General features: G+C 58.0%; 17 protein-coding genes. 14 read left to right on the forward strand and 3 right to left on the reverse strand.

Annotation, left to right across the window (positions count from 1 at the left end; genetic code table 11):
* Nucleotides 1–153: 153 nt before the first annotated feature.
* A complete protein-coding gene (locus tag ACFWAD_RS23790; RefSeq protein WP_378548336.1) occupies nucleotides 154–1,329 on the forward strand; it encodes an O-antigen ligase family protein in 1,176 nt (391 codons plus the stop codon).
* A gap of 2 nt (nucleotides 1,330–1,331) precedes the next feature.
* Here the strand turns inward: ACFWAD_RS23790 and ACFWAD_RS23795 are convergent, their stop codons facing one another.
* Together ACFWAD_RS23795 and ACFWAD_RS23800 are read right to left on the reverse strand one after the other, a co-directional pair.
* A complete protein-coding gene (locus ACFWAD_RS23795; protein ID WP_378535934.1) occupies nucleotides 1,332–2,783 on the reverse strand; it encodes a glycosyltransferase in 1,452 nt (483 codons plus the stop codon).
* Nucleotides 2,777–4,243 carry a hypothetical protein gene (locus tag ACFWAD_RS23800; RefSeq protein WP_378535936.1) on the reverse strand — a complete coding sequence of 489 codons (1,467 nt, stop codon included), beginning with the start codon at nucleotides 4,241–4,243 and terminating at the stop codon, nucleotides 2,777–2,779. Before ACFWAD_RS23800 ends, ACFWAD_RS23795 begins: the two co-directional genes overlap by 7 nt.
* 858 nt (nucleotides 4,244–5,101) lie before the next feature.
* Here ACFWAD_RS23800 and ACFWAD_RS23805 point away from each other — a divergent pair.
* From ACFWAD_RS23805 to ACFWAD_RS23855, 11 genes are all read left to right on the forward strand, one after another.
* Entirely contained in the window at nucleotides 5,102–6,622 is a 1,521-nt protein-coding gene (locus ACFWAD_RS23805) for a sugar transferase (RefSeq protein WP_378548339.1), read from the forward strand.
* A 93-nt stretch (nucleotides 6,623–6,715) separates the two neighbouring features.
* A complete protein-coding gene (locus ACFWAD_RS23810; protein ID WP_378548342.1) occupies nucleotides 6,716–7,891 on the forward strand; it encodes a glycosyltransferase in 1,176 nt (391 codons plus the stop codon).
* Between the two features lie 281 nt (nucleotides 7,892–8,172).
* Nucleotides 8,173–8,445: a DapH/DapD/GlmU-related protein gene (locus ACFWAD_RS23815; protein WP_230816482.1), complete on the forward strand. Its 273-nt coding sequence runs from the start codon at nucleotides 8,173–8,175 to the stop codon at nucleotides 8,443–8,445.
* A gap of 26 nt (nucleotides 8,446–8,471) precedes the next feature.
* Complete coding sequence (locus ACFWAD_RS23820; protein WP_378535942.1) at nucleotides 8,472–9,752, forward strand: WcaI family glycosyltransferase; 1,281 nt, start codon at nucleotides 8,472–8,474, stop codon at nucleotides 9,750–9,752.
* On the forward strand, nucleotides 9,749–10,288 hold the full coding sequence (locus ACFWAD_RS23825; RefSeq protein WP_378548345.1) for a DapH/DapD/GlmU-related protein: 540 nt from the start codon (nucleotides 9,749–9,751) through the stop codon (nucleotides 10,286–10,288). The genes ACFWAD_RS23820 and ACFWAD_RS23825 overlap by 4 nt, the downstream gene beginning before the upstream one ends.
* A 70-nt stretch (nucleotides 10,289–10,358) precedes the next feature.
* On the forward strand, nucleotides 10,359–11,570 hold the full coding sequence (locus tag ACFWAD_RS23830) for a lipopolysaccharide biosynthesis protein (RefSeq protein WP_378535946.1): 1,212 nt from the start codon (nucleotides 10,359–10,361) through the stop codon (nucleotides 11,568–11,570).
* Nucleotides 11,563–12,627, forward strand: coding sequence for a polysaccharide pyruvyl transferase family protein (locus ACFWAD_RS23835; RefSeq protein WP_378535948.1), 1,065 nt, complete (start codon nucleotides 11,563–11,565; stop codon nucleotides 12,625–12,627). The genes ACFWAD_RS23830 and ACFWAD_RS23835 overlap by 8 nt, the downstream gene beginning before the upstream one ends.
* A gap of 100 nt (nucleotides 12,628–12,727) precedes the next feature.
* On the forward strand, nucleotides 12,728–13,759 hold the full coding sequence (gene gmd, locus ACFWAD_RS23840) for a GDP-mannose 4,6-dehydratase (RefSeq protein ID WP_230816379.1): 1,032 nt from the start codon (nucleotides 12,728–12,730) through the stop codon (nucleotides 13,757–13,759).
* Complete coding sequence (locus tag ACFWAD_RS23845; RefSeq protein ID WP_378535950.1) at nucleotides 13,756–14,721, forward strand: GDP-L-fucose synthase family protein; 966 nt, start codon at nucleotides 13,756–13,758, stop codon at nucleotides 14,719–14,721. Before gmd ends, ACFWAD_RS23845 begins: the two co-directional genes overlap by 4 nt.
* A gap of 52 nt (nucleotides 14,722–14,773) precedes the next feature.
* Nucleotides 14,774–16,099, forward strand: a complete 1,326-nt coding sequence (locus ACFWAD_RS23850; RefSeq protein ID WP_378535952.1) for a UDP-glucose dehydrogenase family protein — start codon at nucleotides 14,774–14,776, stop codon at nucleotides 16,097–16,099.
* Between the two features lie 696 nt (nucleotides 16,100–16,795).
* A complete protein-coding gene (locus ACFWAD_RS23855; RefSeq protein WP_378548348.1) occupies nucleotides 16,796–18,214 on the forward strand; it encodes a polysaccharide biosynthesis tyrosine autokinase in 1,419 nt (472 codons plus the stop codon).
* A 151-nt stretch (nucleotides 18,215–18,365) separates the two neighbouring features.
* Here ACFWAD_RS23855 and ACFWAD_RS23860 read toward each other — a convergent pair whose 3' ends face one another.
* Nucleotides 18,366–18,701: a hypothetical protein gene (locus tag ACFWAD_RS23860; protein ID WP_378548351.1), complete on the reverse strand. Its 336-nt coding sequence runs from the start codon at nucleotides 18,699–18,701 to the stop codon at nucleotides 18,366–18,368.
* A gap of 1,346 nt (nucleotides 18,702–20,047) precedes the next feature.
* On the opposite strand from ACFWAD_RS23860, the gene ACFWAD_RS23865 reads away from it, so the two are divergent.
* Both ACFWAD_RS23865 and ACFWAD_RS23870 read left to right on the forward strand, forming a co-directional pair.
* Nucleotides 20,048–21,715: a sugar transferase gene (locus tag ACFWAD_RS23865; protein ID WP_378548354.1), complete on the forward strand. Its 1,668-nt coding sequence runs from the start codon at nucleotides 20,048–20,050 to the stop codon at nucleotides 21,713–21,715.
* A complete protein-coding gene (locus tag ACFWAD_RS23870; protein WP_378548357.1) occupies nucleotides 21,702–23,027 on the forward strand; it encodes an O-antigen ligase family protein in 1,326 nt (441 codons plus the stop codon). Before ACFWAD_RS23865 ends, ACFWAD_RS23870 begins: the two co-directional genes overlap by 14 nt.

Below are 23,027 nucleotides of genomic sequence, written 5' to 3' on the forward strand. Positions count from 1 at the left end.
AATTGAGGGTGAAATGCAAAAAATTCGATTGTCGGAAGCGGGAACTCAATGACAACGCCGAGTCAACTCAGACTGGAAGGCCTTCGTGACGGTGTCGCTCCGACGGCAAGGCGAACAGCCAGAATTCCATTTTCGCCTACCATCGTTATCTGGATGGCGATTGCGCTCGTAGTTCCGATATACCGCTCGTTGCCCGGCGCGGTCACGCAGTTGTGGGCGATGGCAGTGCTTGTGGTCATCGTGGCCTCAGTAGCGCTGGGACGAGTCGCTCGGCCGCAGTTTGTCAGCATCTGGTTGATAGCCGGCTACGCGGCTCTCGTCGCGACGGTAACGGCGACACGTGGCAGTGATGTCACCGGAAATCTCTACGTTGGAGTCCAACTTTTCATTGTTCTCGGGCTCGGGATATTTGTGATGGTCGCCAATGTCCAGCGTGATCCGGCTTTTGTCAGGCGTGTCTGTATTGCGTTCATAGCAAGCCAATCGGTTTCTGCTCTGGTCGCCGCCATCCAACTGGCTGGTTCATCCGTCTTCGGTTTCGGTGTTGTGAACGGTCGTGCTCCAGGTCTCGCAGGGCATCCGAACGTTCTGGGCATCATGTCCTCACTTGCACTGATTCTCTGCCTGGGGGCTGCGGTGCGAAAGGCGGAGAATCGGCTCGTTCTGGTGCTTTTCTCGATCGTGAACGCGGTGGGACTGCTGGCGACCGGTAGTTTGAGTTCGTTGTCGGCCTGCGCGATCGGACTGATCGTCGTGGCGATTTCTTCGCGAGTGAAGATCACCACCATCGCCAAGAGTTTTGTCGGTGCCGCCATTCTCTTCTGGATCGCAATCACCTATACCGAGTTCGGCAAGCACCTGGAGACGCCGGCCGATCGATACCTCCAGGTCACCGGCCAGACCAAGGCTGTCAGCACGCTCGAGATCCGTAACGACACTTACGGATTCGCGTGGGACGCGATTCGTGCGCATCCGCTGTCCGGCGTCGGTTTGAACTCGGCGAATGCTGCCTCGTTCGACAACGTCACAGTCGTTCACAATGTGTTCCTACGATCCTGGTACCAAGGCGGGGTGGTCCTCGCCCTTGCCGTGGCACTGATCATCTGCGCGACGGCACTGGTCGCGTTCAGATCGATGAAGTCCGGCAAGAACGCTGCTGCGGCCGGCGTGCTGGTCTCGATGATGACATTCGCTCTGACATCGGCGTTCTTCGAGCAGGCCTACTACTGGCTACCAGTCGTACTCGCCTTTGCATGTTTGTCGACGGAGAGTGATCGGACCGCAAGCTCCAAAGCTCAACCCGCGCAACAAGCGTTGATCGGGAATTGAGACTACGTGTTCAAGCCGTGGAAGGTCTTCTCCCAGTAAGACGGGTTGCGTATCAACTGATATGTGCCTTTGATGGCCGCGATGCTCATCAATACCCAGTAAAGCGGAGCGGTCAGGCAAGCTATCAGCAGCATAGGATTTCGGGTCTCTCGGCATGCCACCAAGTTCATGTAAAGGACTGCGGCGTTACCGAACACGAGTGACACGAGGGCAGGAAAATAGACGTAATTGGGAAACACGTCATGGATGACCTCGGGCTGGCCGAGAATCCAACCCAGACTGATCAGCCAGAACGCCATGTTCAGTGTCGCCACAATGGGTGTCCCCGCCATCAAGATGGTGAAGCGTAAGAATCCGACCGTGCCGAGTCCGCGCCACAGTTTCAACGGTTGACGCATATGGACCAACCAAGTCTGCAGGTAACCCTTGTACCAGCGTGAGCGTTGGCGGATCCAGTTGATCGTGTCGCTGTTGGCTTCTTCGAGCGTCGTCGAGTTCAGAACTGCGGTCCGGTAACCGCTCTCGGCGATGCGGACTCCGAGGTCTGCATCCTCGGTGACATTGAAGGGATCCCAGGCGCCGATCTCGTCGAGCACACTTCGGCGAAGATGATTGGACGTGCCTCCCAGGGGGATTGGTGATTGGCTGCGCATCAGTCCGGGGAGGATGAAATTGAACCAGAGGGCGTAATCGGCCGTGAACCATGCAGTCAACAGATTCTGAGTTCCGTTGTGAAACGCGAGTTTGGCCTGCACACACGCAGTACTCGCTGGAAGCTTCGCGAAAGTCGCTACTACACGGCGTAACTGAAGAGGATCCGGAGAGTCTTCGGCGTCATAGATGGTGATTATCTCGCCGGTCGAGAAGTGCAAGCCGTAGTTGCAGGCTTTGGGTTTGGTACGTGGATCTGCAGCGGGGACCTTCAAGATGCTCACCACTTCATCGACTCCGGCGGCAGTCGCAGCGTCGATCGTGACAGCGTCATCTTCTTCGAGGAGCAACAGCACTTGCAATTTGTCCGAGGGGTAGTCGATTGCACGCATGGCGGAAATCAGGTCCCCGACTACTTCCGGTTCGTTGTACGCCGGAACAAGGATTGTGTAGTGCGGGAGATCTTCATCCGAAAGTGCGCTTGCCTCTTGATCGCTGATCGTCACGATCGAGGAAGCATCCAAACCGCGTGTGAACAACACAAGTCGATCCACCATCGCCCATACGTACCCGAGCGTGCACACCAATGTGAGAACGATGAGCGTGGGAGTCAGGAAGAAGACAAGACAGGCGATTGTGATCGCGAGAATCACGAGCAGGATGTTGCGCTGCCAAGGATAGAACGCAATTGATGCCGATGAAATCGGTTTGCGTTCACGCAGCCCGTTCACAGCGTCGTGGAGTGCGGCTCGTTTGAACTCCTCGGAGCTTTCGTCCTCAACAGAGAGATTGGGAATTACCACTTCTGTGCCTCCACGACAAGCCTTCCGAGTGACTGGAGCATACCTAGGTCCTTGTACTGAGATTCACTGTCCACCGTCGATATCCGGCCTCTGAGCAGAACGGCCAAGGTATTGCTTCCATTCGACGCCATCGATGGTTTCGGTTCGGGGAACAAGGCATTCGGTTCGTGATTGTCCACTGTCAAGAGTGTGACGCGCTGTGCGGCGCCGTCGCCACGTGTCCACACGAAATTGAGATTGCTCCAGGTGAGGAGGAGGGAGTCGTCGACAACGGTGTACATTTCTGCGACCACCCCACGGCTCAACTCAACTCGTACCGTTGGGCTGACACGTGCATTCTGGAGATCATAGGTCGTGTTGCTCGGGTAGACAGCCAAAGTGGATGGGCGACGCACTTGAACAACGTCCATTTGAACGGTGCGTGGACGCATCTGGCTGTCCCATGCAGGGTTGGGCGTGTCAGCACGAATCGTCTGGCGAGTGAGTGCCGAAGTGGAACCGAAGTACTTTCTCGGCCAGTCGTATTCGTTCGTCGAGATTTCACGCCAACCAGCGGGGACGACGAGTCGTGGATCGGATGTCGCCGGTGGCCCCACCGAGACCGGAACGTTCTGTGCGGTGGGCACTGGCGTAAAGAACATCACAATCGCTGCGGCGAACACCACCAGGATCGTCCAGTTGCTGGTTGACGTCGAAGGATTCCGGAGCGGGCGTTCGAACGGCTTCAACGACTTTCCGCGTCGCTCGTACAAGTAGAAGAACCCACCTACCAGCAATGCGCTACCTAATGCCGGTAGCAGCTGGATGCTGAACAACGGTGCAGTCGGGTACTGACGGGAGAGGTAGTAGACCAAGGCTGCACCCAAGACGGACGAGCCGACGAACCCGGCGAATCCCCTCCTCCACGTTCGACTGACGGCGATCGTCGTGGCGGCCGAAGCGACCAGCACCATGATGATGCTGTAGTCGAATCGTGTGCCGCCGAGTTCAGTCGCCAACGTGCGGTAGATGAGCGGAGCCAGGAGGATCGGAACAACCCAAATTGCCCAGTAACGATTCACTGGACGTAATCCGAACATGAGAACCGCTGCGCTCCAGACAAATACCCAAGCCGCGATTACATCGATATGCATCAATTCGTAGTTCTCGGCAAAACGCGGCATGAGGAGTGCCTGCAACCCCAGAGAGACCAGTAAGCCGATACCGCCGACAATCTTGTCCGTCTCTCGGTCGTGGATCGGAAGATCCGGGCCTCGTCGTAAATCTGTTCCGACGGCAGCTATCAGGCACAGCAGAGGGAGGACGAAAACGTATCCGATGGCGGTGCCACTCGCAGTGCTCCTCCACAAATTGGTCCAGGTAGGCCAGAAAGCAAAGATTGTCGCGGCTGCAATCATCAGCCAACGAACTGCGAGGCGGGGGATAATTCCCGACTGCGTGCGTAGGTCGCGAATCTTCAAGATATGTAGTCCTATTCGAACTGGTCGTCTACTCGGGCTGTGCCGGCCGTGTCGGCTGGCGTGATCTTGTGTCAACGAACCCGACTTTTGTCGACCTTACGTGATCGGTCACAAGGTGCGAATCCGAACACTCACCGGCGTGGAATGGCTGAAGCCGGGTAGAAATCTCACATAGTGAGACGAATGGAAAATTCATTTCAGCGATCGGTTTGTCGCAAACTGGACAAGTGACCTGATCTTGGTTCCGAGGTGCTACTTGTATCAGCAAGGGCTGTATGGCTATTCGCCTTCGAATTGCACATCGAATCGGCAGTAGGGACCAAGATCCCGGCCGGGGACGTAGGTCCCCAACGGCGCAGGCACCTTCTGTCGGCGAAAGTCATTGTGTCGGTTACCGAAGGAAATGATCCTCTATTCAGGCGGTATCGGTAATGCGATGCGCTGTGGCAACCGCCTACTGACGAGTAAGGTCCTTCTGTTTGCTGCACTTTCGACGAAGTAACGCGAAAGTTGCTTCTGAATCGATTTTTCGCCCCGTTGTTCCGGTCGAGTTGCGTCCGAAGGGCGAGTCGCAAAGAGGTTGTGCTGCGGTCAGATTGGAATGTGTGGGGGCGTGCGGGGCTACGGGCCTGAACTGGGGCGACTTTGCGTTTGATCCTGCGCGCGGACAGTGCTGAAATGTAATCCACTCGGAGCGTGAGAGCGTTCCGATTCTCGAGGAATTGCACTTTTCGGATCGAAGCGAGCGATTTGCTGTTCCAGCGTATTGCTCGTTCTGGCGAATCACGCTCAACACCTGTCAACGACGTACGAATTCAATGACGCACGGATTCCACGAATGAGGAAGGGACTGATCACGTGACGGCGCTCGACGTGTCCACGCTGGGCAAGAACAAGCACACGCTTCCCCGTGCAGTGCCCGACCTCCGCCGCGGATCGACTTCACGGCGGGAATGGGAAACGGCATACCGCAGGAGACTGTTCCTGGGTGACTCGGTGATCATCGTGGGGACCGTTTTCCTGGCTCAGTGGCTACGGTTCGGCGGAGACGGCCGTGCGGTGAGTACCGGCATCCTCGGGCAACTGAGTTACACAGGTGTGTCAATTGCGTTGTCGGCAATGTGGTTATCGTCTCTGGGCATCTTCCGCACTCGATCGATCCGTGTGATCGGCAGTGGCCCCGAAGAGTACCGGCGAATTTTCGTAGCGACAGTGCGCCTCTTCGGACTCATTGCGATTGTCAGTCTTCTGCTGCAGTTGGACATCGCGCGACTCTATCTGGCCTTTGCCTTCCCGGTTGGTCTGACGGCGCTGATGGCAAGCCGCTGGATCTGGCGAAAGGTCATCGCGCGGAAACGGTCTCGAGGCGACTTCCAGACGTCCGTGTTGGTTGTAGGAAGCCCGGTTGCAGTCAAGAAACTGGCCCAAACCTTCGAACGAGCTCCCGGCGACGGTTATCGGGTGGTGGGCGTGTGCCAACCGAGTCAACTAGGTCGTCGGGACAGAGTCATAGTCGTCGACGGCAACGAAATACCGGTTCTCGGGGACGAGCACGACGTGACCGACGCGCTCGACTTGGTCGGTGCCGATGCAGTGGCGGTCACTGCGACGGAACACCTCGGATACGACGGTATGCGGAAGCTGGCCTGGGATCTGGAGTGCAAGGACGTTGATCTTGTTGTGGCGCCTGGAATCCTGGACGTTTCCGGTCCCCGGCTTTCGATGCGGCCGGTGGCCGGTCTTCCGCTGATTCACGTCGAACGTCCCCGTTACCACGGTGCGCAACGGTTCGCCAAGACAGCATTCGACGTCGTCTTCGCGTCTGTCATTCTCATCCTGATCAGCCCGGTGTTGATCGCGACGGCGTTGGCAGTGAAGTTCACCAGTCGGGGTCCTGTGCTCTATCGGTCAGAGCGAATGGGATTGGACGGGGTTCCTTTCCCGATGCTGAAGTTCCGATCGATGGTTCAAAACGCCGACACACAGGTCGACAGTCTCCTGTCGGACAACGAGGGCGCCGGCGTTCTGTTCAAGATGCGTGACGATCCTCGGGTTACCAAGGTAGGGCGCGTCATTCGAAAGTTTTCGATAGACGAGTTGCCCCAGTTCGTCAACGTGCTCCGTCGCGAGATGAGTGTGGTTGGTCCCCGGCCGCCGTTGAGGCGTGAGGTAGAGGCGTACGACGGGGCCGTGAAAAGGCGACTGCTTGTCAAACCAGGGATCACCGGTTTGTGGCAGGTGAGTGGGCGTTCGGATCTTTCGTGGGAAGAAACCGTGCGACTGGACCTGTCCTATGTCGACAACTGGTCGATGGTTGGGGACGTCATGATCGTCGTGAAAACGCTCAAAGCCGTAATGGCAAGTGACGGCGCTTACTGATCGGTTCTGTCATTCTTTCGTATTCAAATCGCGAATCCGATTCGCTATTCCCGGTGAATGCAGCCTGGGATCCGGAGTAGAGGGAATTGCGCAATGCACACTGGCCAATCGGTCACACTCGATGAGAAATTTAGGGGAACCGTTTCGATGTCATCGTCGAAATATTCGATGTACTTAGCGGTAATTCCAACATATCGTAATCCGTGCATCGAAGTGTTGCGCGAGATGGAAAATGACGATCTCTGCATTCTTGCCTCGGACTACGGACTGGATCCTACGGTTCGAACTGGTATCGACAAGGATTTCTATGAGCGAGTTCGACGGATAGGAATCTTCGGTGACAAGGTTCTTCTTCAGGTTGGCTCCTGGAGAAACCCGCTTACCGCTTCCGTGACCATCCTTGATTTGAACCCTCGGAGTCTCACGGCGTGGGGTATTTTAGCCCTTCGACGAATTATGCGACGCCGTACTTTGGTTTGGGGCCACCTTCATCCCAGAGAAGGGTCCTCATCGAAGACGGCTTTTCTTCGAAGGACGATGCGCCGGTTGTCTCAGGGAACTATTCTTTACGGGTACGCCAGCGTGGTCCCAGCTAGGCGGGAGATACCGCACCAGCCAGTGTGGGTAGCACCGAATTCTTTGTACAAGCGCGCGTATATCAACGCCGAGAACGTCACTGAATCGCGTAAATCAATAGTCTATGTCGGTCGATTGGTTGCCGAGAAGAACGTGGATCAATTGGTTCCGGCTTTCCATCGATCGGGCCTCAAAGACAAGGGTGCCGTCTTGGAAATCGTAGGTTTCGGAAATGCTTCGGAAACGATAGAGAGGCAAATTTCAGATTTCGGTCTAGAAGAATCCGTTGTTCTGCACGGACGTATCGAAAGCCCCGTCGAGCTTGCTGAAATCTATGCACGATCAATCATGTCGGTCTCTCCGGGATATGTCGGATTGAGTGTCACTCAGAGCCTGGGATTCGGAGTTCCGATGCTGTATCCCGAGGATGCCCCGCACGCCCCTGAGATCGAGCTTGCCGTAGTCGGTCCGATGCAGAGCTATTCGCCGACAACCGAGGAATCGCTGGCCGTGGCACTACGCGATTACTTTCTGTATCTGGACTCCAATCCCGTATCGGCTGGGGAAATATCAACGAAGGTTGGAGAACTCTATTCCGCTGAGTCGATGGCATCGGGTATCTCTGCCGCGTTGAGAGGGCAGGTCGTTGAATTCGACAAAGACGGATGGCCCAAGGAGATGGTCGCACGATGAGTAACCGATCCCGCCTCCCCTCAGGGGTTAGGCGAGCCCTTCGGGGGATCATGAATGGGCTGGCAATATCGAACGGCAATGTTTCAGTAGGACGCGACTTCAACGCCGGCCGTGGGGCAATCATCAGTGCGCCTCACGGATTGAATATCGGCGATAATGTCAGCGTCGGGCCTCGGACTGTTATCCAGGTAGACGGTTCGATCGGATCCCACGTCATGATCGGAATGAATGTCTACATCGTAGGGCGTGAAGACCACGCGATCGACGAAGTGGGTATTCCGATGCTCGCGTCGACGTGGGTGGGGGACCGAGAGCCTGGCGCTCGTGATTCTGTCGAAATTGGAACAGATGTATGGATAGGCGCTTGTTCGGTGATATTGAGCGGTGTAACGATAGGCGACGGAGCCGTGATCGGAGCAGGTTCGGTAGTGACGAGTGACGTCGAGAGTTTCTCTGTGAATGTCGGAGTTCCCGCACGGAAAGTCGGCGAAAGATTCGAGAGTGATACGCAGAGAAGTGCACACCTGCAAGCTGTGCACGGACTGTCGTCCTGAGTGAGCTGAAAAGGGAAATGAGCACGATGGATAATCGGGGAAACAAAATCCTGATTGTGGGAATCAACTATTCGCCTGAGCCAACCGGTATTGCTCCTTACACTGAGGGCTTGGTAAATGCGGTAGCGGATGCTGGTGCTGACGTCAGGATGGTGACGGGGTATCCACACTATCCATTCTGGAAAAAGATGGATGGTTTCTCAGGACTGTCTTCGGTCGAGAAGTCAGAGAATCTGTCAGTGCACAGACTTCGTCACTACATCCCTCGGAATCCCACTTTCCTGCGAAGAATCCTGATGGAGGCAAGCTTCGCTCTGAGGGCGTCCTGGGCGACTCTTTTCCACCGAGCGGACCTCGTTCTGTGTGTAAGCCCAACACTTTTGTCCTCAGCGGCATTTGTCATCAGGACCAGGCTCTTTCGGTCGCGCACACCCGTGGTGCTGTGGGTGCAGGACTTCTACGGACTAGGCGCTTCCGAGACCGGCCAGCTGAGCGGTGGATTGTCGTCTCTCGTCGATCGAGTCGAATCTTGGATCTTGCGAAAGTCCGATCACGTTGTCGTGATCCATCCGCGGTTCGCGAAACATGCCCGGGAGAACCTCGGCGTCGATTCGAGCAGCATCACGGTTATCAGGAACTGGACCCACCTCGACCTCTCCCAGTCTGCCTGCACCCGAGAGGATTCGCGAAGACGATTGGGCTGGGGGCCGGAACAGAAGATAGTGCTGCACGCCGGAAACATGGGTGCAAAGCAAGGGCTCGAAAACGTGGTGGACGCCGCGCGTTTGCTCGATGCACGGCAGTCCGACATCAAATTCGTGCTGATGGGTGACGGGAATCAGCGAGCCCATCTCGAAGAGTTGTCCAAGGGATGCTCGGGGATCGAATTCATGGATCCTGTTGGCAGCGAGACCTTCACCGACGTGCTGCGTGCAGCGGATGCGCTACTTCTCAACGAGTTGGCCGATCTTCGCAGCATGGCTGTGCCGAGCAAACTCACATCGTATTTCGCCTCAGGGGTGCCAGTCGTCGCGGCTACGTCTGCGGACAGTGCGTCGGGCGAAGAGATCGCCCTGTCAGGGGCGGGAGTACGCGTCGACGCCGGCAATCCGGAGGCGTTGGTTCGTGAAATAGAGATGTTGGTGGCGGACCCCGCCCGTTCTGAGCAACTCGCGCGAAACGGGAGGGAGTACGTGCACGAAGTTTTGTCTCCCGATTCTGCCACCATCGCGTTCGGCGAACTGCTCGACGGACTTGTCAACCGAGCGAGTTCGCCGACTCGATTGACGGAAGCCCGAGCGCGATGACCCACCCACAGCTCACCCTCGGCGAGTTCACCGGGGCAGGATATGACAAGGGGCGTCCGGCGCCAGTGCAGATCGCCTGGCTCGCGGTAGCACCAGTGTTCCGGGCCTGGTTCGTGCCGGCACGCATGCGGGTCGCCATTCTCAGACTGTTCGGCGCTCAGATCGGCGAGGCAGTCCTGATACGGCACAACGTCAAGATCCATTGGCCATGGAAGCTGTCGATCGGCGATAACACCTGGGTGGGTGAGGGAGCGTGGATCCTCAATCTCGAACCGGTAAGCATCGGGTCGAACAGTTGCGTCTCGCAGGACGTTTTCCTGTGCGCGGGCAGTCACAGCAGAAAATCACGGACTTTCGAGTTCGACAACGGTCCGATCGTCGTCGGTGATGGCGTATGGATTGCGGCGAGATCCACCGTCCTCCGTGGTACGTCGATCGGTGACCACGCCGTTATCGGCGCGAATTGCCTTGTCATATCAGATGTTCCGGCGAGTGCAATTGTTCGTGCCCCGGTCTCGGAGATCGGACGAGGATGAGAAGCACACGGCCGAATTGCGCTGGAGTCTTACAGTCGTTCCGCCACCTGGTTGGTGCCACGTGAAGGTGATGACAAACCCCCTGGTGGTGCAGTTCACCGGAATCGCCGGCGGACGTCTTGTCGGTGCGTTGATTCAGGCACTGAGCATGGTTCTCCTTGCTCGCATCTCCGGTCCGTCCGGCTTTGGAATCTTTGCTGCTGCTTATGGCGTCGGACTGGTCCTTCAAACCGTTCTGAACTTCGGGTTCACTCCGTTTCTGGTTCGAATCCGTGCGTTGGGTGACCAGGAACCGCTCATCGCTTCGACTTTGGAGTTCTCGCGCCGCGCCAATCTGGCCGTTGGGGCCTTGCTTGCAATAATCGCGACTGTGGCCTCGGTCTTCGAACCGAGGCTTTGGTTCGTTGTGCCATTGGCAGTGTGGGTTGTCCTGGACAATTACGTCGAGACGTTGCTTTCGCTACCACTCGCTGACGGGAATACCTGGCAGAACGCCGTATCGTTGCTCCTTCGTCGAGCACTTGCCCTTGTCTTTGTCGCGGCCGCTTGGCTCTCGGGTGTCGATGCAGTGTTCTGGTATTCAGTGGGCCTCGCGTTCTCCTCGATGATCGCTGTCTTCGTGGCCATTCGGCTCGGACCGGTAATCACTCGGATCAGATCGAGGCGATCGTATAAGTCGATTCTTCGCAAGTCATCGCACTTCTGGTTGAATTCCGTTGCCACTCAAACGCGTAACTTCGACGTACTGCTGGTTGGACTCGTGACATCCCCGGCCGTCTCCGGAATCTACGGCGTGACGAGTCGTATCACTACTCCACTGCGGCTGATTCCCACTTCATTTGCGGCAGTTCTCATGCCGGCAGCGGCGCGCTCGACGACTGGGCGAATCACCCAGAGCATTCTGCGACCCGCGATGTATGTGTGTCTTGCCAGCGCGGTGATCTTCGGCGTGATCGCGGCAGTCATACCTGTAGTGGTTCCACCGGTTTTGGGCGCTGCATATGTAGACGCGGTACCGGTAATGCAGGTCGTCTGCTTCAGTTTGATCTTCGCAGCGATCTCGTCGCAGTTGAACGCCATTCTGCAAGGTACGGGCAGAGTTGAAGTTGTCTCCTACATAACTGTTTTGAGCACGTTGATTTGCCTGGTCGGAATCCTGGTGGCGGCTCCCCGCTACGGGGCGCTCGGAGCGGGATGGTCACTCTCGCTCAGCTACGTACTTCAAACCGCTTTCCTGACCTGTGTCGTTGTCGTTGCAATGAGGAGGGATCCCCATGCGTAGGTTCTTCATGAGTATTGCGGCAGCCCAGGGAAATCTGGGAGACATCGAGATACGCCGAACAGCAGTCGATTACATGCGCGACCTGGGATTGAGTCCCGTAGTCTTTTCGGGCCGTATGAGCGCGGAGTACGTCGATGCCTTCGATTGGGAACCAACCGACGAGGTCATGAATTCGGGCTTTCGATTCTGGCGAGCAGTTTTGGCCGATACGGTGCGCCGCAAGCGGGCAGTGATCGTCATGGCTCCTGGGCCTGCAGTCCTGGGAGCTTCGGTCGCGAGCGTCGTCAAACACTCGTTACTTGTGGCCGTCTTTGCGGTGCTTCGCATGTTCGGTACACGAATCCTCGTTTTGGGGCGATCGATCGAGGTGCGAAGCTCCTTCGCGGCGGTACCCGAGAAGATCCTCGTCGGCATAGCCGACGTCTATGCGGCACGTGACAAGCGGACGTGCGAGTATCTGCGAGGTAAGAGCCGGTTCTATCCCGATCTCGCTTTTCGGGGCAGTACTTCTGACGTGGCCAAGTCTGCGGGCCAAGGATCTGCGGCCCGAGAAATAGCGTTGCTTTCGCTTCGACATGACCGACCGGTGAACTACGCGACCCTTCGGTCGATCCACAATCAGGTCTCGGCAAATGGTTTGGATCTGATGGCCTGTTGCCAGGTTGTCGAGGACGACAACCACAACCGTGAAGTTGCTGCGACGCTCGGAATTCCCTACGTGGGATGGGACGATGACGTGACCCATCGGCAACAGGAGTTCGCTCTCCGTGCCCTGTACGAGCGCGCGGCCGTGACCATCAGCGACCGACTCCATGTTTTGATCCTGAGCGCGCGAGGTGGATCGATACCGGTGATGTCGGGCAGCAGTTCGGTACCGAAGCTGAGGGATTCGCTGGAACCGGTACTCGCGCCGCAGGCATCGTGGATGGACGACTCGGCGGGTGGCAGCTTGAATCTCGGGCACGACGAATCTGCCCGAATCTTCCACGGAATGGATTCCGCTGCCGCGGAACTGGAGGATTTGAGATCGCGGATCAAGGGGGCAGTAATGCCGTGAGGGTTTCTCAGTTCTGGTTGTGGGGTCGGTACTCCCACACAACACAATTCGGCCGATGACTATCCGCAGACAAGTATCTGCTTCGAGGACGGGGTTTCAAGTGAAACGCGCACTGATTACCGGAATTACAGGCCAAGACGGTTCATACCTGGCCGAGCTGTTGTTGAGCAAGGGATACGAGGTCCACGGACTTATTCGTAGGTCGTCCACGTTCAATACAGCTCGGATCGATCATATGTATGTAGATCCCCACACCCCCGATGCAAAGCTGTTCCTTCATTACGGAGATCTCAGCGACGGGGCGCGTTTGGTCACCCTTCTCGCACAGATACGTCCGGACGAGGTCTACAACCTCGCGGCGCAGTCCCACGTGCGGGTGAGCTTCGACGAGCCTGAACATACCGGCGACACGACGGGAATCGGGTCGATCAGGTTGCTCGAAGCGGTTCGAATGGCAGGACTCGAATGCAGGTTCTACCAGGCGTCCAGTTCCGAGATGTTCGGTGCGACACCACCTCCGCAAGACGAGCAGACCCCCTTCTATCCGCGGTCGCCTTACGGCGCTGCGAAGGTCTATTCGTATTGGATCACGAAGAACTATCGTGAGGCATACGGGATCTTCGCGGTGAATGGGATTCTGTTCAACCACGAATCCCCCCGCCGTGGTGAGACGTTCGTGACCCGCAAGATCACGCGAGCAGTCGCTCGAATCAAAGCGGGCCTTGAAAGTAACTTGTACATGGGCAATCTCGATGCAATTCGTGACTGGGGTTATGCGCCGGAGTACGTAGAGGGAATGTGGAGGATGCTTCAGGCTGACGAACCGGACGATTATGTTCTCGCGACTGGCGGTAACTATTCGGTCAAGGACTTCCTGACGGTGGCCTTCGAGCATGCAGGACTGAACTGGGAAGATCACGTGCGCTTCGATGAGCGCTATCTCCGTCCGACGGAAGTCGATGCGTTGATCGGGGACGCTGGAAAGGCCGAGCAGAAGCTCGGTTGGAAGGCGACAGTGCATACCCCCGAACTGGCTCGAATCATGGTCGACGCGGACATCGAGGCGTTGACATGTGAGGGCAAGCCTTGGATCGATCGTCCGAACCTGGTGGATTGGGAGCACGCTCGATGACAGGGGAGAACGTGCAGCGGCTCGATCGGAGCGAGCGTGTGTTCGTCGCGGGCCATCGTGGGCTCGTAGGTTCAGCGATTTGGCGTCGGTTGGAAGCCGATGGTTTCAACTGCCTTGTCGGACGCACGTCCGCCGAGCTCGATCTTCGCGACCGCGGTGCAGTGTTCGAATTCTTCGCCGAGGAGAGGCCGAAGAACGTGGTTCTCGCGGCAGCCAGAGTAGGCGGGATCTTGGCGAACAGCACACTGCCGGTGGACTTCATCTCCGACAACCTTCGCATCCAGGTGAACGTGATGGATGCGGCGGCCGAGTTCGATGTCGAGCGCCTGCTATTCCTCGGGTCATCCTGCATCTACCCGAAGTTCGCTCCTCAACCGATTCGCGAAGAGTATCTGCTGACCGGTCACTTGGAGCCGACCAACGATGCGTATGCGATCGCAAAGATCGCCGGAATCCTGCAGGTGCAGGCTGTTCGCAAGCAGTTCGGGCGTCCGTGGATTTCCGCGATGCCGACCAATCTCTACGGCCCTGGTGACAACTTCTCTACCAAGGGCTCTCATGTGCTGCCGGCGCTCATCAGGCGCTTCGACGACGCGCGCCGTGAGGGAGCGGCGTCAGTTGTGAACTGGGGTAGCGGGACCCCACGGCGTGAGTTTCTCCATGTCGACGACATGGCGGATGCCTGTCTTCATCTGCTCGACCACTATGACGGAGTTGAGCACGTCAACGTGGGTACAGGTGAGGACCAGAGCATCGCGGAGATCTCCGCGATCGTGGCGGACGAGGTCGGGTTCGGCGGCGAGATCGAATGGGACCGCACGAAACCTGACGGAACGCCGCGGAAGCTGCTCGACATCGGGAAGCTTCGAGATTTGGGTTGGCAGCCCAGGATCGACTTGCGTGAGGGGATCGCATCGACCGTGGAGTGGTATCGACAGAACGTCGATTCGATCAGGACATGAAGTACTACAGCATTATTCGACGTAAACCCGACTTCGACAGGCAGACATCGTTATGACTTCTCGTATTGCGGTATTCGGCACCGGCTACCTCGGGGCGACACACGCAGCATGCATGGCCGAGTTGGGTCACGAGGTTCTCGGGGTCGATGTCGATCCGAACAAGCTCGCTATGCTCGAAGCTGGGGAGGTTCCTTTCTACGAGCCCGGGCTCGAGGAAGTGTTGCGCCGCAACATAGCCGCGGGACGTCTTCGGTTCACGGCTTCCTACGAGGAGGCCGCAGAGTTCGCGGACATCCATTTCCTCGGCGTCGGTACGCCTCAGAAGAAGGGGGAGTTCGCGGCCGACATGCGTTTTGTCGATTCGGTGATCGAGACCCTCGCGCCTCTGTTGACCAGGCCGGCTGTAATTTTCGGGAAATCGACTGTGCCAGTGGGTACCGCCGAGCGATTAGGTGCACGGGCGCGTGAGCTTGCGCCTGCAGGACAAGACGTCGAGGTGGCGTGGAACCCGGAATTCCTCCGGGAAGGCTACGCGGTGAAGGACACGCTTCACCCGGACCGGCTTGTACTAGGGGTAGACCGCAATCGACCCGGACGCGCAGAATCGGTTGCGCGCGAAGTGTACGAGCAGCTCTTGAACGAAGGTATTCCCTTCGTTGTCACCGACCTTGCCACTTCGGAGTTGGTCAAAGCATCAGCCAATGCCTTTCTGGCGACGAAGATCTCGTTCATCAATGCGATCTCGGAGGTCTGTGAGGCCTCGGGTGCGGATGTCACCGTTCTTGCCGATGCTATCGGCCACGACGAGAGAATAGGCAGACGATTCCTCAATGCGGGAATCGGTTTCGGTGGGGGCTGCTTACCGAAGGACATCCGTGCTTTCATGGCACGCGCGGGTGAACTGGGAGCAGATCAAGCACTCACCTTCTTGCGTGAAGTCGACAATATCAACATGCGCCGTCGTACACGGATGGTCGAGCTGGCTCGTGAAGCGTGTGGCTCGCTGCTCGGAGCCCGTGTGGCGGTTCTCGGTGCCGCGTTCAAACCTGATTCCGACGACGTCCGTGACTCGCCGGCATTGAACGTCGCGGGTCAGATTCAATTGCAAGGCGCTGCCGTCAATGTCTACGACCCGAAGGCAATGGGAAACTCGAAGGCTTTGTTCCCCACTCTCACCTATACGTCGAGCGCACTCGAAGCGTGCGCGGGCGCTGATGTCGTCCTGGTCCTGACCGAGTGGACCGAATTTCGAAAATTGCTGCCGTCGGACCTCGAAGCAATCGTGCGCAAGAAGGTGATCATTGACGGGCGAAATTGCCTGGAACCAAGCACCTGGCGCGACGCCGGGTGGACCTATCGAGGGCTCGGAAGGCCGTAAATCTTTGAAACCAGCCGTAAATCGTCGCAACCGTCAGTGGTCTGCGCCTGGAACGAATCCGCCTTCGGGTGGATTCGCCGAAGCTCGGGACCAAGGTCCGTCGATGGATTCGCTGTGGCGGCGCGGCACGGCGGTTGCGTCCGGCCAATGGTGTCGCAGTGTGGAATAGTGCCTTGTTCTACTGGTGTGCAGTAGCTTTCGGCCTAGTGGTCCGTGGATGCACTTGCGTGGACTTTGGTCCTCGCCGTCCGGTGGCCGTGGGCGATCCTCGCTCGGACGGCGAGAACGAATGTAGCTGCACAGCTGCGCCGAATTGCTGTTGCGGTGGTGAAAAGGTTAATGACACAGTAGAGTTCAGCCCAGCTGTTCGTAGTGTTTGCTCCCAACTCGGACTGAATGCATGCGCTGGGGTCGCCGCAATGCGGTCTCGGCAAGCAAGGCTGGTACAGGAGACGTGGGAGAGGGCCCTGATGTCCACTACCTCGAGCCCGTCGCTACGCCTTCACGTATCGGCTGCATCGTGACGTGCCATATAGGAACGCGAACCTGCTCGTTCCGGACACAAAATCACACTATGTGTGTGCGATAGAAGATTGGCTGCCTCGTTCAGCCTGGATTGAGTGCAGCGGCTCGACAAGCGGCTGTCGATTACTACTCGAAGACGTGATTCGTGTTCGAGCCGAAGGAGATTCGACGATGGATGTACGGGACTACCTGAAGATTCTGCAGGCACGGTGGAAGATAGTCGCTGTCGTCACTGTAGTCGTGATCTTGGGTGCATTGGGCGCCTCGTTGATTGCCACGCCGATCTACCAGGCTTCCACGCGCCTGTTCGTGTCGACCTCTACCGGAACAACCGTGAACGAGGCTTACCAGGGCAACCAGCTCTCGCAGCAGTTGGTCACTTCCTATGCCAAGCTCCTCACCGGCGAGACACTCGCGCAGAGGACGATCGATTCAGTCGGGCCGGATCGGCTCGGCGGGCTTTCCGCTGCGGAGATTTCATCGAAGGTGACCGCCACATCGGCACCGGAGACAGTTCTTCTCGATTTGAGCGTGCAAGATGCGTCGCCTGAACTGGCTCGCGAGATCGCAAATGCGCTGTCGGACGAATTTGTCGTCATGGTCAAAGATTTAGGTACACCCGCCAACGGTGGCACGGCGCCGGCGCGCGTCGTTGTGGAGCAGCGAGCACAAACTCCTGCGGAACCGGTCTCGCCGAAGACGTCGCGGAACGTGGCACTGGGTGCCGCGATCGGGCTTCTGCTGGGGATCGGGTTAGCGGTGGTGCGTGACCGCTTGGACAACACTGTAAAGGAACGAAAGACCGTCGAGGACATCGTTGGTGCGGCGATGGTGGGAACAATTCCGTTCGACAAGGAACGTGAAGTTCATCAAGCGATCAACTTCCACGAAGGCAACTCCGCCAGTGCCGAGGCATACCGTGAACTACGAACCAATCTGCAGTTCCTGGCAGTGGATCGCCCCCCGAGTGTCATCGTCGTGACGAGTTCGCTTCCGTCGGAGGGTAAGACCACGACCGCCGTCAACATCGCACTCGTGCTGGCCGAGGCGGGCAAGAAGGTATGTCTCGTTGAAGGTGACCTTCGTAAGCCGCGTGTGTCGAAGTACCTCGGGCTGATCGGAAGCGTCGGGCTCAGTTCGGTCCTGGCCGGGCAAGCAGATCTGGACGACGTGCTTCAGGTTACGAGCAATGCAGACCTGACGGTTCTTGCCTCGGGTCCGATTCCTCCGAACCCGAGCGAATTGCTGGGGACTGACACTGCGCATGCAGTTTTTGCCGATCTCCGCAGAAGGTTCGACTACGTCATCATCGACGCCTCGCCGTTGCTTCCGGTTACGGATGCTGCAGTTCTGTCTGCTCTGGCTGACGGCGCACTCGTCATTGCTCGTCACGGTTCGACGAAGAGGGAACAGTTGAACAGGGCGGTGGGCAACCTCCACAGCGTGGGTGCGACGATTCTCGGCACTGTCATAACGATGACCCCGCTGAACGGTCGTGGGGTTTACGAGTACAAGTACTACTACGACTCCGATCCTGTGGCGAGTGTTGACCAGGTGAAAGAGCCGCAGTCGGCGATCTCGGTGCGCTGAAGCTACGCAGCATTTTCTGGCGAGTCCGCCCGTGACGCGATCACTGCACTGATCGCCGAGCGGGCGGACTCGTCTGCGTCTGGCCACCATGTGAGTGCGACCGCGTTGGAGCAGATCGCAGGGGCCGGCAGCACTGCGAAAATTCGCAGATTCACACACTTCTGCTTTCGAAAGGCGTGCTGACGGCGGTGTTAGCAGTCACCGGATCGAGCGATACGGTGACGGGATGAACCAGGAGCAGGCCGATAGATATGATCGCGAATCGGGCATCATCGCTGCTGCGATCGTGCCCAGCTTGCCTGTCGAGGCTCGTACCTATATCGAGAGTGTCCTCGAGATTGGTGACCCTGCCTTTGCTGTCGATCTCGCTTTGCAAGGTGCTCTCGAGTTCGACCTTGTCATCCCTGTTGACATCCGAAGCAACATCGACGCGTTCGTCGTCCTGCTGACCGAGATCGGCGCTGGCGACGTAGATCGCATTCGCCACTGGACTGAACAGGTCAAATTCTCGGTCGGTTTGTGAGGTTGACTCTACCGACGAACCTATACAGAGGACCTGATCTCCTCGGTTGGCGCTAAGCCACGAATATTTGCGGCACCTGACAAAGCGCACCAAAAGCAGTGATACCGAGACCTACTCCCGCAATCCTCAACTCAACGACGGCACGTTTGCTCTCCTCAAAGGCCGCCTTCTCAAAACGTGTCCTCGAACGCCTTCTCGATCCGCCTGTCGTCCGCCTCGAATCTGGAAGCCTGTTGACTCAGCTCCGAGTTGAGCTTGAACATCTCTCGCCGGATCGCATTCAGGTTTGATTCGAGAGCCGCCACGCGCGGCCCAAGGGTTGGCTTGGATCTATATCCACCTCAACGAGCGCCGACGAACCGATCACAACGGATGTAGCAGTGCGGACGTGGACGGTCGCACTACGACTACGCCGGAACGGATACAGCCTGCGAATCGACTCGGACCAGAACGGCACACCCGCTGCAGAATGGCGCCAAGGGGTGAGCGCCCTTCCAGTCAAAGGAGTGTCGCCTGATCGGCCCTTGACCCCGATCAGGCAAGGCACAACCATAGTGCTCAGCAATCCAGTTGATCGCCGAAGTCGCCGTATTCCATCGACGGAAAACTACTGGCGCAACGCCAGTGGTTGCTCAGTTATCTGCACCGGTGTTACACCGGTGCAGCCTCCGCGCTTTGTAGCTTCGGGCTGTCGGTCTATCTGTTCATGCGAATAGTGTTGTACTGCAAATATTTGCGGCATCCACACCTCCAGCGGGGGGAGGGGCTACCCAATTCGTCGAGAATTTCGTCTTCGCATATCGCGGCGGGGACCCAGCGGCGAAGTGTCGGACGATTGTTCAGAATTGCCGTGCGGCCGGACTGGCGATGGTTCGATTTGCAGAGCGTTTACCGACCGCGTGCGGGTTTCCGTCCAAACGTGGAGTCCAATTGATCGCGGCAATGAAAACTACAGGTACGCAGTGCCAATGGTGAAGCATGCGCGCACTTGCCTGCCTGGAGGTTGGATAACTGATCTCAATGCTGGCGACTGGAAGAAGTTAGGAAAGTGCTATTGCCACACTGTCCGGAATGTGGCAAACTCCTCACTGGTACTGACCAGCTAGCCAAGTAATTGCCAAGATGTAAGTTGCGGCAATGTCGGGGCTGGCGACGTCAGCGGGCGACGAGAAATCGCCGATCGCCTCGTGTTTGGGTCGTTAATGGACTCTGCTTCAATCATGGGGTGTGAGCTGCGGCAATGCCGCATTTACTCGACAGTTGGGCCTAGGCCCGGCCTTGGTCGCCGGTTGAACTACAAGGCGCACGTAATGCGACCATTCGCACTGAACGCAGTAATGCGGAGCAGTTGCTTCGCCGTCGAAGTATCGGGATTCGGCAAGGCGGTCCGATGGACCTCGACCGGGGAACAGCTTCGCGCCGAGTTCTGTGCATGGGGAAAGGTTTCTGAAAACATGACGGTTCTCGAGATTGCCGCGCCCACGGAAGAACGGCCACAACAACATCGACGAGAGGCTCCGAAGAGGGCTGGCGGAGTATCCGCACGCAGGAAATGGCAATCTGCGTATCTTCGTCGTCTGGCGATTACCGACACGATTATCGTTGCGGCAGTTGTGTTTCTGGCGCAATGGTGGCGCTTCGGTAGCGACGTTGATGTCGTCGACGGCGAAGCGCTCGGCCATTTCAGCTACACCGCACTGTCTTTCGCCCTGATTATCGGGTGGGTGGCTGTACTGAGAGTATTTCGCACCAGATCTCCCCGTGTGATCGGAAGCGGCTCTGAAGAGTACCGACTGATCGCTGTCGGAACGCTCCGGCTGTTCGGACTGATTGCGATCGCCAGCCTTCTCCTTCACCTCGAGATCGCGCGCCTGTACCTTGCCGTGGCGTTTCCGGTGGGATTGACGGCCTTGATCGCAAGTCGTTGGATCTGGCGACGAGTGATTGCCCGCGAGCGAGCCCGAGGTGAATTTCGAACTGCGGTACTCGTGGTCGGTGTGCGAGGGGCGGTTGTCGACCTTGCCCGTAACTTCGAGCGAGACGATGCCCATGGATACCGAGTCGTCGGAGTCTGTGTACCCGGCTACGGAGGAGACGTCGGCGAAGTTGTCGCAGTGAACGGCCGCGACATTCCGGTGCTCGGAGACGAGCACAGTGTCACCGACGCGCTCGAACAGGTCGGCGCCGACACGGTGGCAGTGACGGCGTCGGAGCGACTCGGGCCGGAAGGGTTGCGAAAGCTGGCCTGGGATCTCGAGCGCGATCATGTGGACCTTGTTGTTGCGCCGGGGATTCTGGATGTGTCCGGGCCGAGGCTGTCGATGCGCCCGGTCTCTGGATTTCCGCTGATACATGTCGAGCGTCCGCGCTATCACGGCGCACAGAAGTTCACGAAGACGACCTTCGACATCGTCTTCGCGACGCTGGTACTCACCGTGATCAGTCCGGTGCTTTTGGCGGCAGCGATCGCCGTCAAGCTCACGAGTAAGGGTCCGGTTCTGTACAAGTCCGAGCGGATGGGGTTGGACGGTCAGCCGTTCCCCATGCTCAAGTTCCGCTCGATGGTCCAGAATGCGGATTCTCAGGTCACGGCACTGATGAAGGAGAACGAAGGCGCCGGAGTGCTTTTCAAGATGCGAGACGATCCGCGCGTGACGACTGTCGGTCGATTCATGCGTCGATACTCGATCGACGAGTTGCCCCAGTTCGTCAATGTTCTTCGGCGAGAGATGAGCGTCGTCGGACCGCGGCCACCCCTTCGGCGTGAGGTCGAGTTGTACGACGGTGCGGTCAGTCGCCGGCTACTGGTCAAGCCCGGTGTCACCGGCCTGTGGCAGGTCAGCGGGCGTTCTGATCTTTCGTGGGAAGACACTGTCCGCCTTGATCTTTCCTACGTCGACAACTGGTCGATGATGGGTGACGTCATGATCGTCGCGAAGACGCTCAAGGCGGTGGTGGGAAGTGATGGCGCCTACTGACAAGAAGGCGGCGCCGGCGCCTTGCGAGAACAAGGAACCGAACAATCCGCTGATCTTGCGAACGGCACTGGTGATCGCGGTCATCGGCGCGAGCGGAGCCTTTCAGGCGTACACGCAGAAGACAGCGCTCGGATCGTTGCTCGTACACGGTTCGGCCGCTCTCGCGGCGACACTGGCGTTGGTCTACTTCCTCGATCGGCGATACTCACGCAACACGACCTGGCCGGTCTTCGCGCTTCTGGTCGCGGCCGTCGTCCCGGCAACCAGCTGGTACTGGTCGACGTTGCCTCGGAACTCCGCCGTCGCCGGCATCGTCATCGTGTGCCTGGCGATCACGGGAATCATCGTCGCCCGTGAGTTGACGTTCGCGGTGCGAGTACGGACCGTTGCCCTCACCTTGATGGTACTGCTCGTGCTGTCACTGCTGGTCGTGTTCCTCGATCCTTCGACTGGCATCGACGTGGACACACGCGCTGTCACGTATCGCGGAATCTTCACACACAAGAACACTTTGGGCCGAATGGCTGCGATCGAAGTTGTACTCGTTGCCGTGATGCTCATGCTTCCCGGCGTCAAGCGGATACCGTGGTTGGTGGCGCTGGCTGTCGCCGGCATCGTGTTGTTCGAAGCCCGGAGCCAGACCAGTCTCGTCGCTGCAGGGATTGCGCTGGCGACCGTGCTTGCTCTGAAATGCTTTCGACGGACACCGAACGCCCACCTCGCCTCGACTGTGATCATCGGCCTGTATCTCGGGGTGTCCGGCGCGATGAAGGTCCTCGGACCCGAAGTCGCAGAATTACTCTCGCGAGACGTCACGTTGACCGGACGGCTTCACCTCTGGACCGTTTCGAACTACTACGCCGAACAGCGGCCTCTGCTCGGATGGGGCTTCGGCTCGGTGTGGGCGCCGGACAGTGCAGTGGGGCAGCTGATCCGGTCCAAGCTGTCTTTTTCGGCGACCAGTGCACACAACGGAATGCTCGACATACGGCTGCAGATCGGTTGGATCGGATTCCTGCTGCTGTTGGCCGGCTACTACCTGCTTTTGAGTACTTCTCTCTCGCGTGCTCACAGCAGGACCGAGTACATCGCCATCGCCGCGCTGATGGTTCTCGTCTTCTCGATGGACTTGACGGAGTCGACGCTCTTCTTCGGCGCTATGTGGTTGATCGTGTGGGTCTTCCTGGCTCCGCACGGACCCTCCACACCCCGTTCACACGGTCCCCGCAGCGGCGAGCTGTCTATCGGTGGGGGCCGTACCGACAAGAACATCGCCAACAAATCCGTTTCGGCGCGAAGAGGAGGCGAGTGA

The sequence above is a fragment of the Rhodococcus sp. NPDC059969 genome (genome assembly GCF_042738325.1).
Lineage (GTDB): Bacteria > Actinomycetota > Actinomycetes > Mycobacteriales > Mycobacteriaceae > Rhodococcus_F.

Excerpts from the sequence above, each read along its gene's own strand:
- ACFWAD_RS23790 (WP_378548336.1), top strand. The coding sequence starts at position 154 with ATGGCGATTGCGCTCGTAGTTCCGATATACCGCTCGTTGCCCGGCGCG.
- ACFWAD_RS23810 (WP_378548342.1), top strand. The coding sequence starts at position 6,716 with ATGCACACTGGCCAATCGGTCACACTCGATGAGAAATTTAGGGGAACC.
- ACFWAD_RS23815 (WP_230816482.1), top strand. The coding sequence starts at position 8,173 with ATGCTCGCGTCGACGTGGGTGGGGGACCGAGAGCCTGGCGCTCGTGAT.
- ACFWAD_RS23820 (WP_378535942.1), top strand. The coding sequence starts at position 8,472 with ATGGATAATCGGGGAAACAAAATCCTGATTGTGGGAATCAACTATTCG.
- ACFWAD_RS23825 (WP_378548345.1), top strand. The coding sequence starts at position 9,749 with ATGACCCACCCACAGCTCACCCTCGGCGAGTTCACCGGGGCAGGATAT.
- ACFWAD_RS23830 (WP_378535946.1), top strand. The coding sequence starts at position 10,359 with ATGACAAACCCCCTGGTGGTGCAGTTCACCGGAATCGCCGGCGGACGT.
- ACFWAD_RS23835 (WP_378535948.1), top strand. The coding sequence starts at position 11,563 with ATGCGTAGGTTCTTCATGAGTATTGCGGCAGCCCAGGGAAATCTGGGA.
- ACFWAD_RS23845 (WP_378535950.1), top strand. The coding sequence starts at position 13,756 with ATGACAGGGGAGAACGTGCAGCGGCTCGATCGGAGCGAGCGTGTGTTC.
- ACFWAD_RS23850 (WP_378535952.1), top strand. The coding sequence starts at position 14,774 with ATGACTTCTCGTATTGCGGTATTCGGCACCGGCTACCTCGGGGCGACA.
- ACFWAD_RS23855 (WP_378548348.1), top strand. The coding sequence starts at position 16,796 with ATGGATGTACGGGACTACCTGAAGATTCTGCAGGCACGGTGGAAGATA.
- ACFWAD_RS23865 (WP_378548354.1), top strand. The coding sequence starts at position 20,048 with ATGCGACCATTCGCACTGAACGCAGTAATGCGGAGCAGTTGCTTCGCC.
- ACFWAD_RS23870 (WP_378548357.1), top strand. The coding sequence starts at position 21,702 with ATGGCGCCTACTGACAAGAAGGCGGCGCCGGCGCCTTGCGAGAACAAG.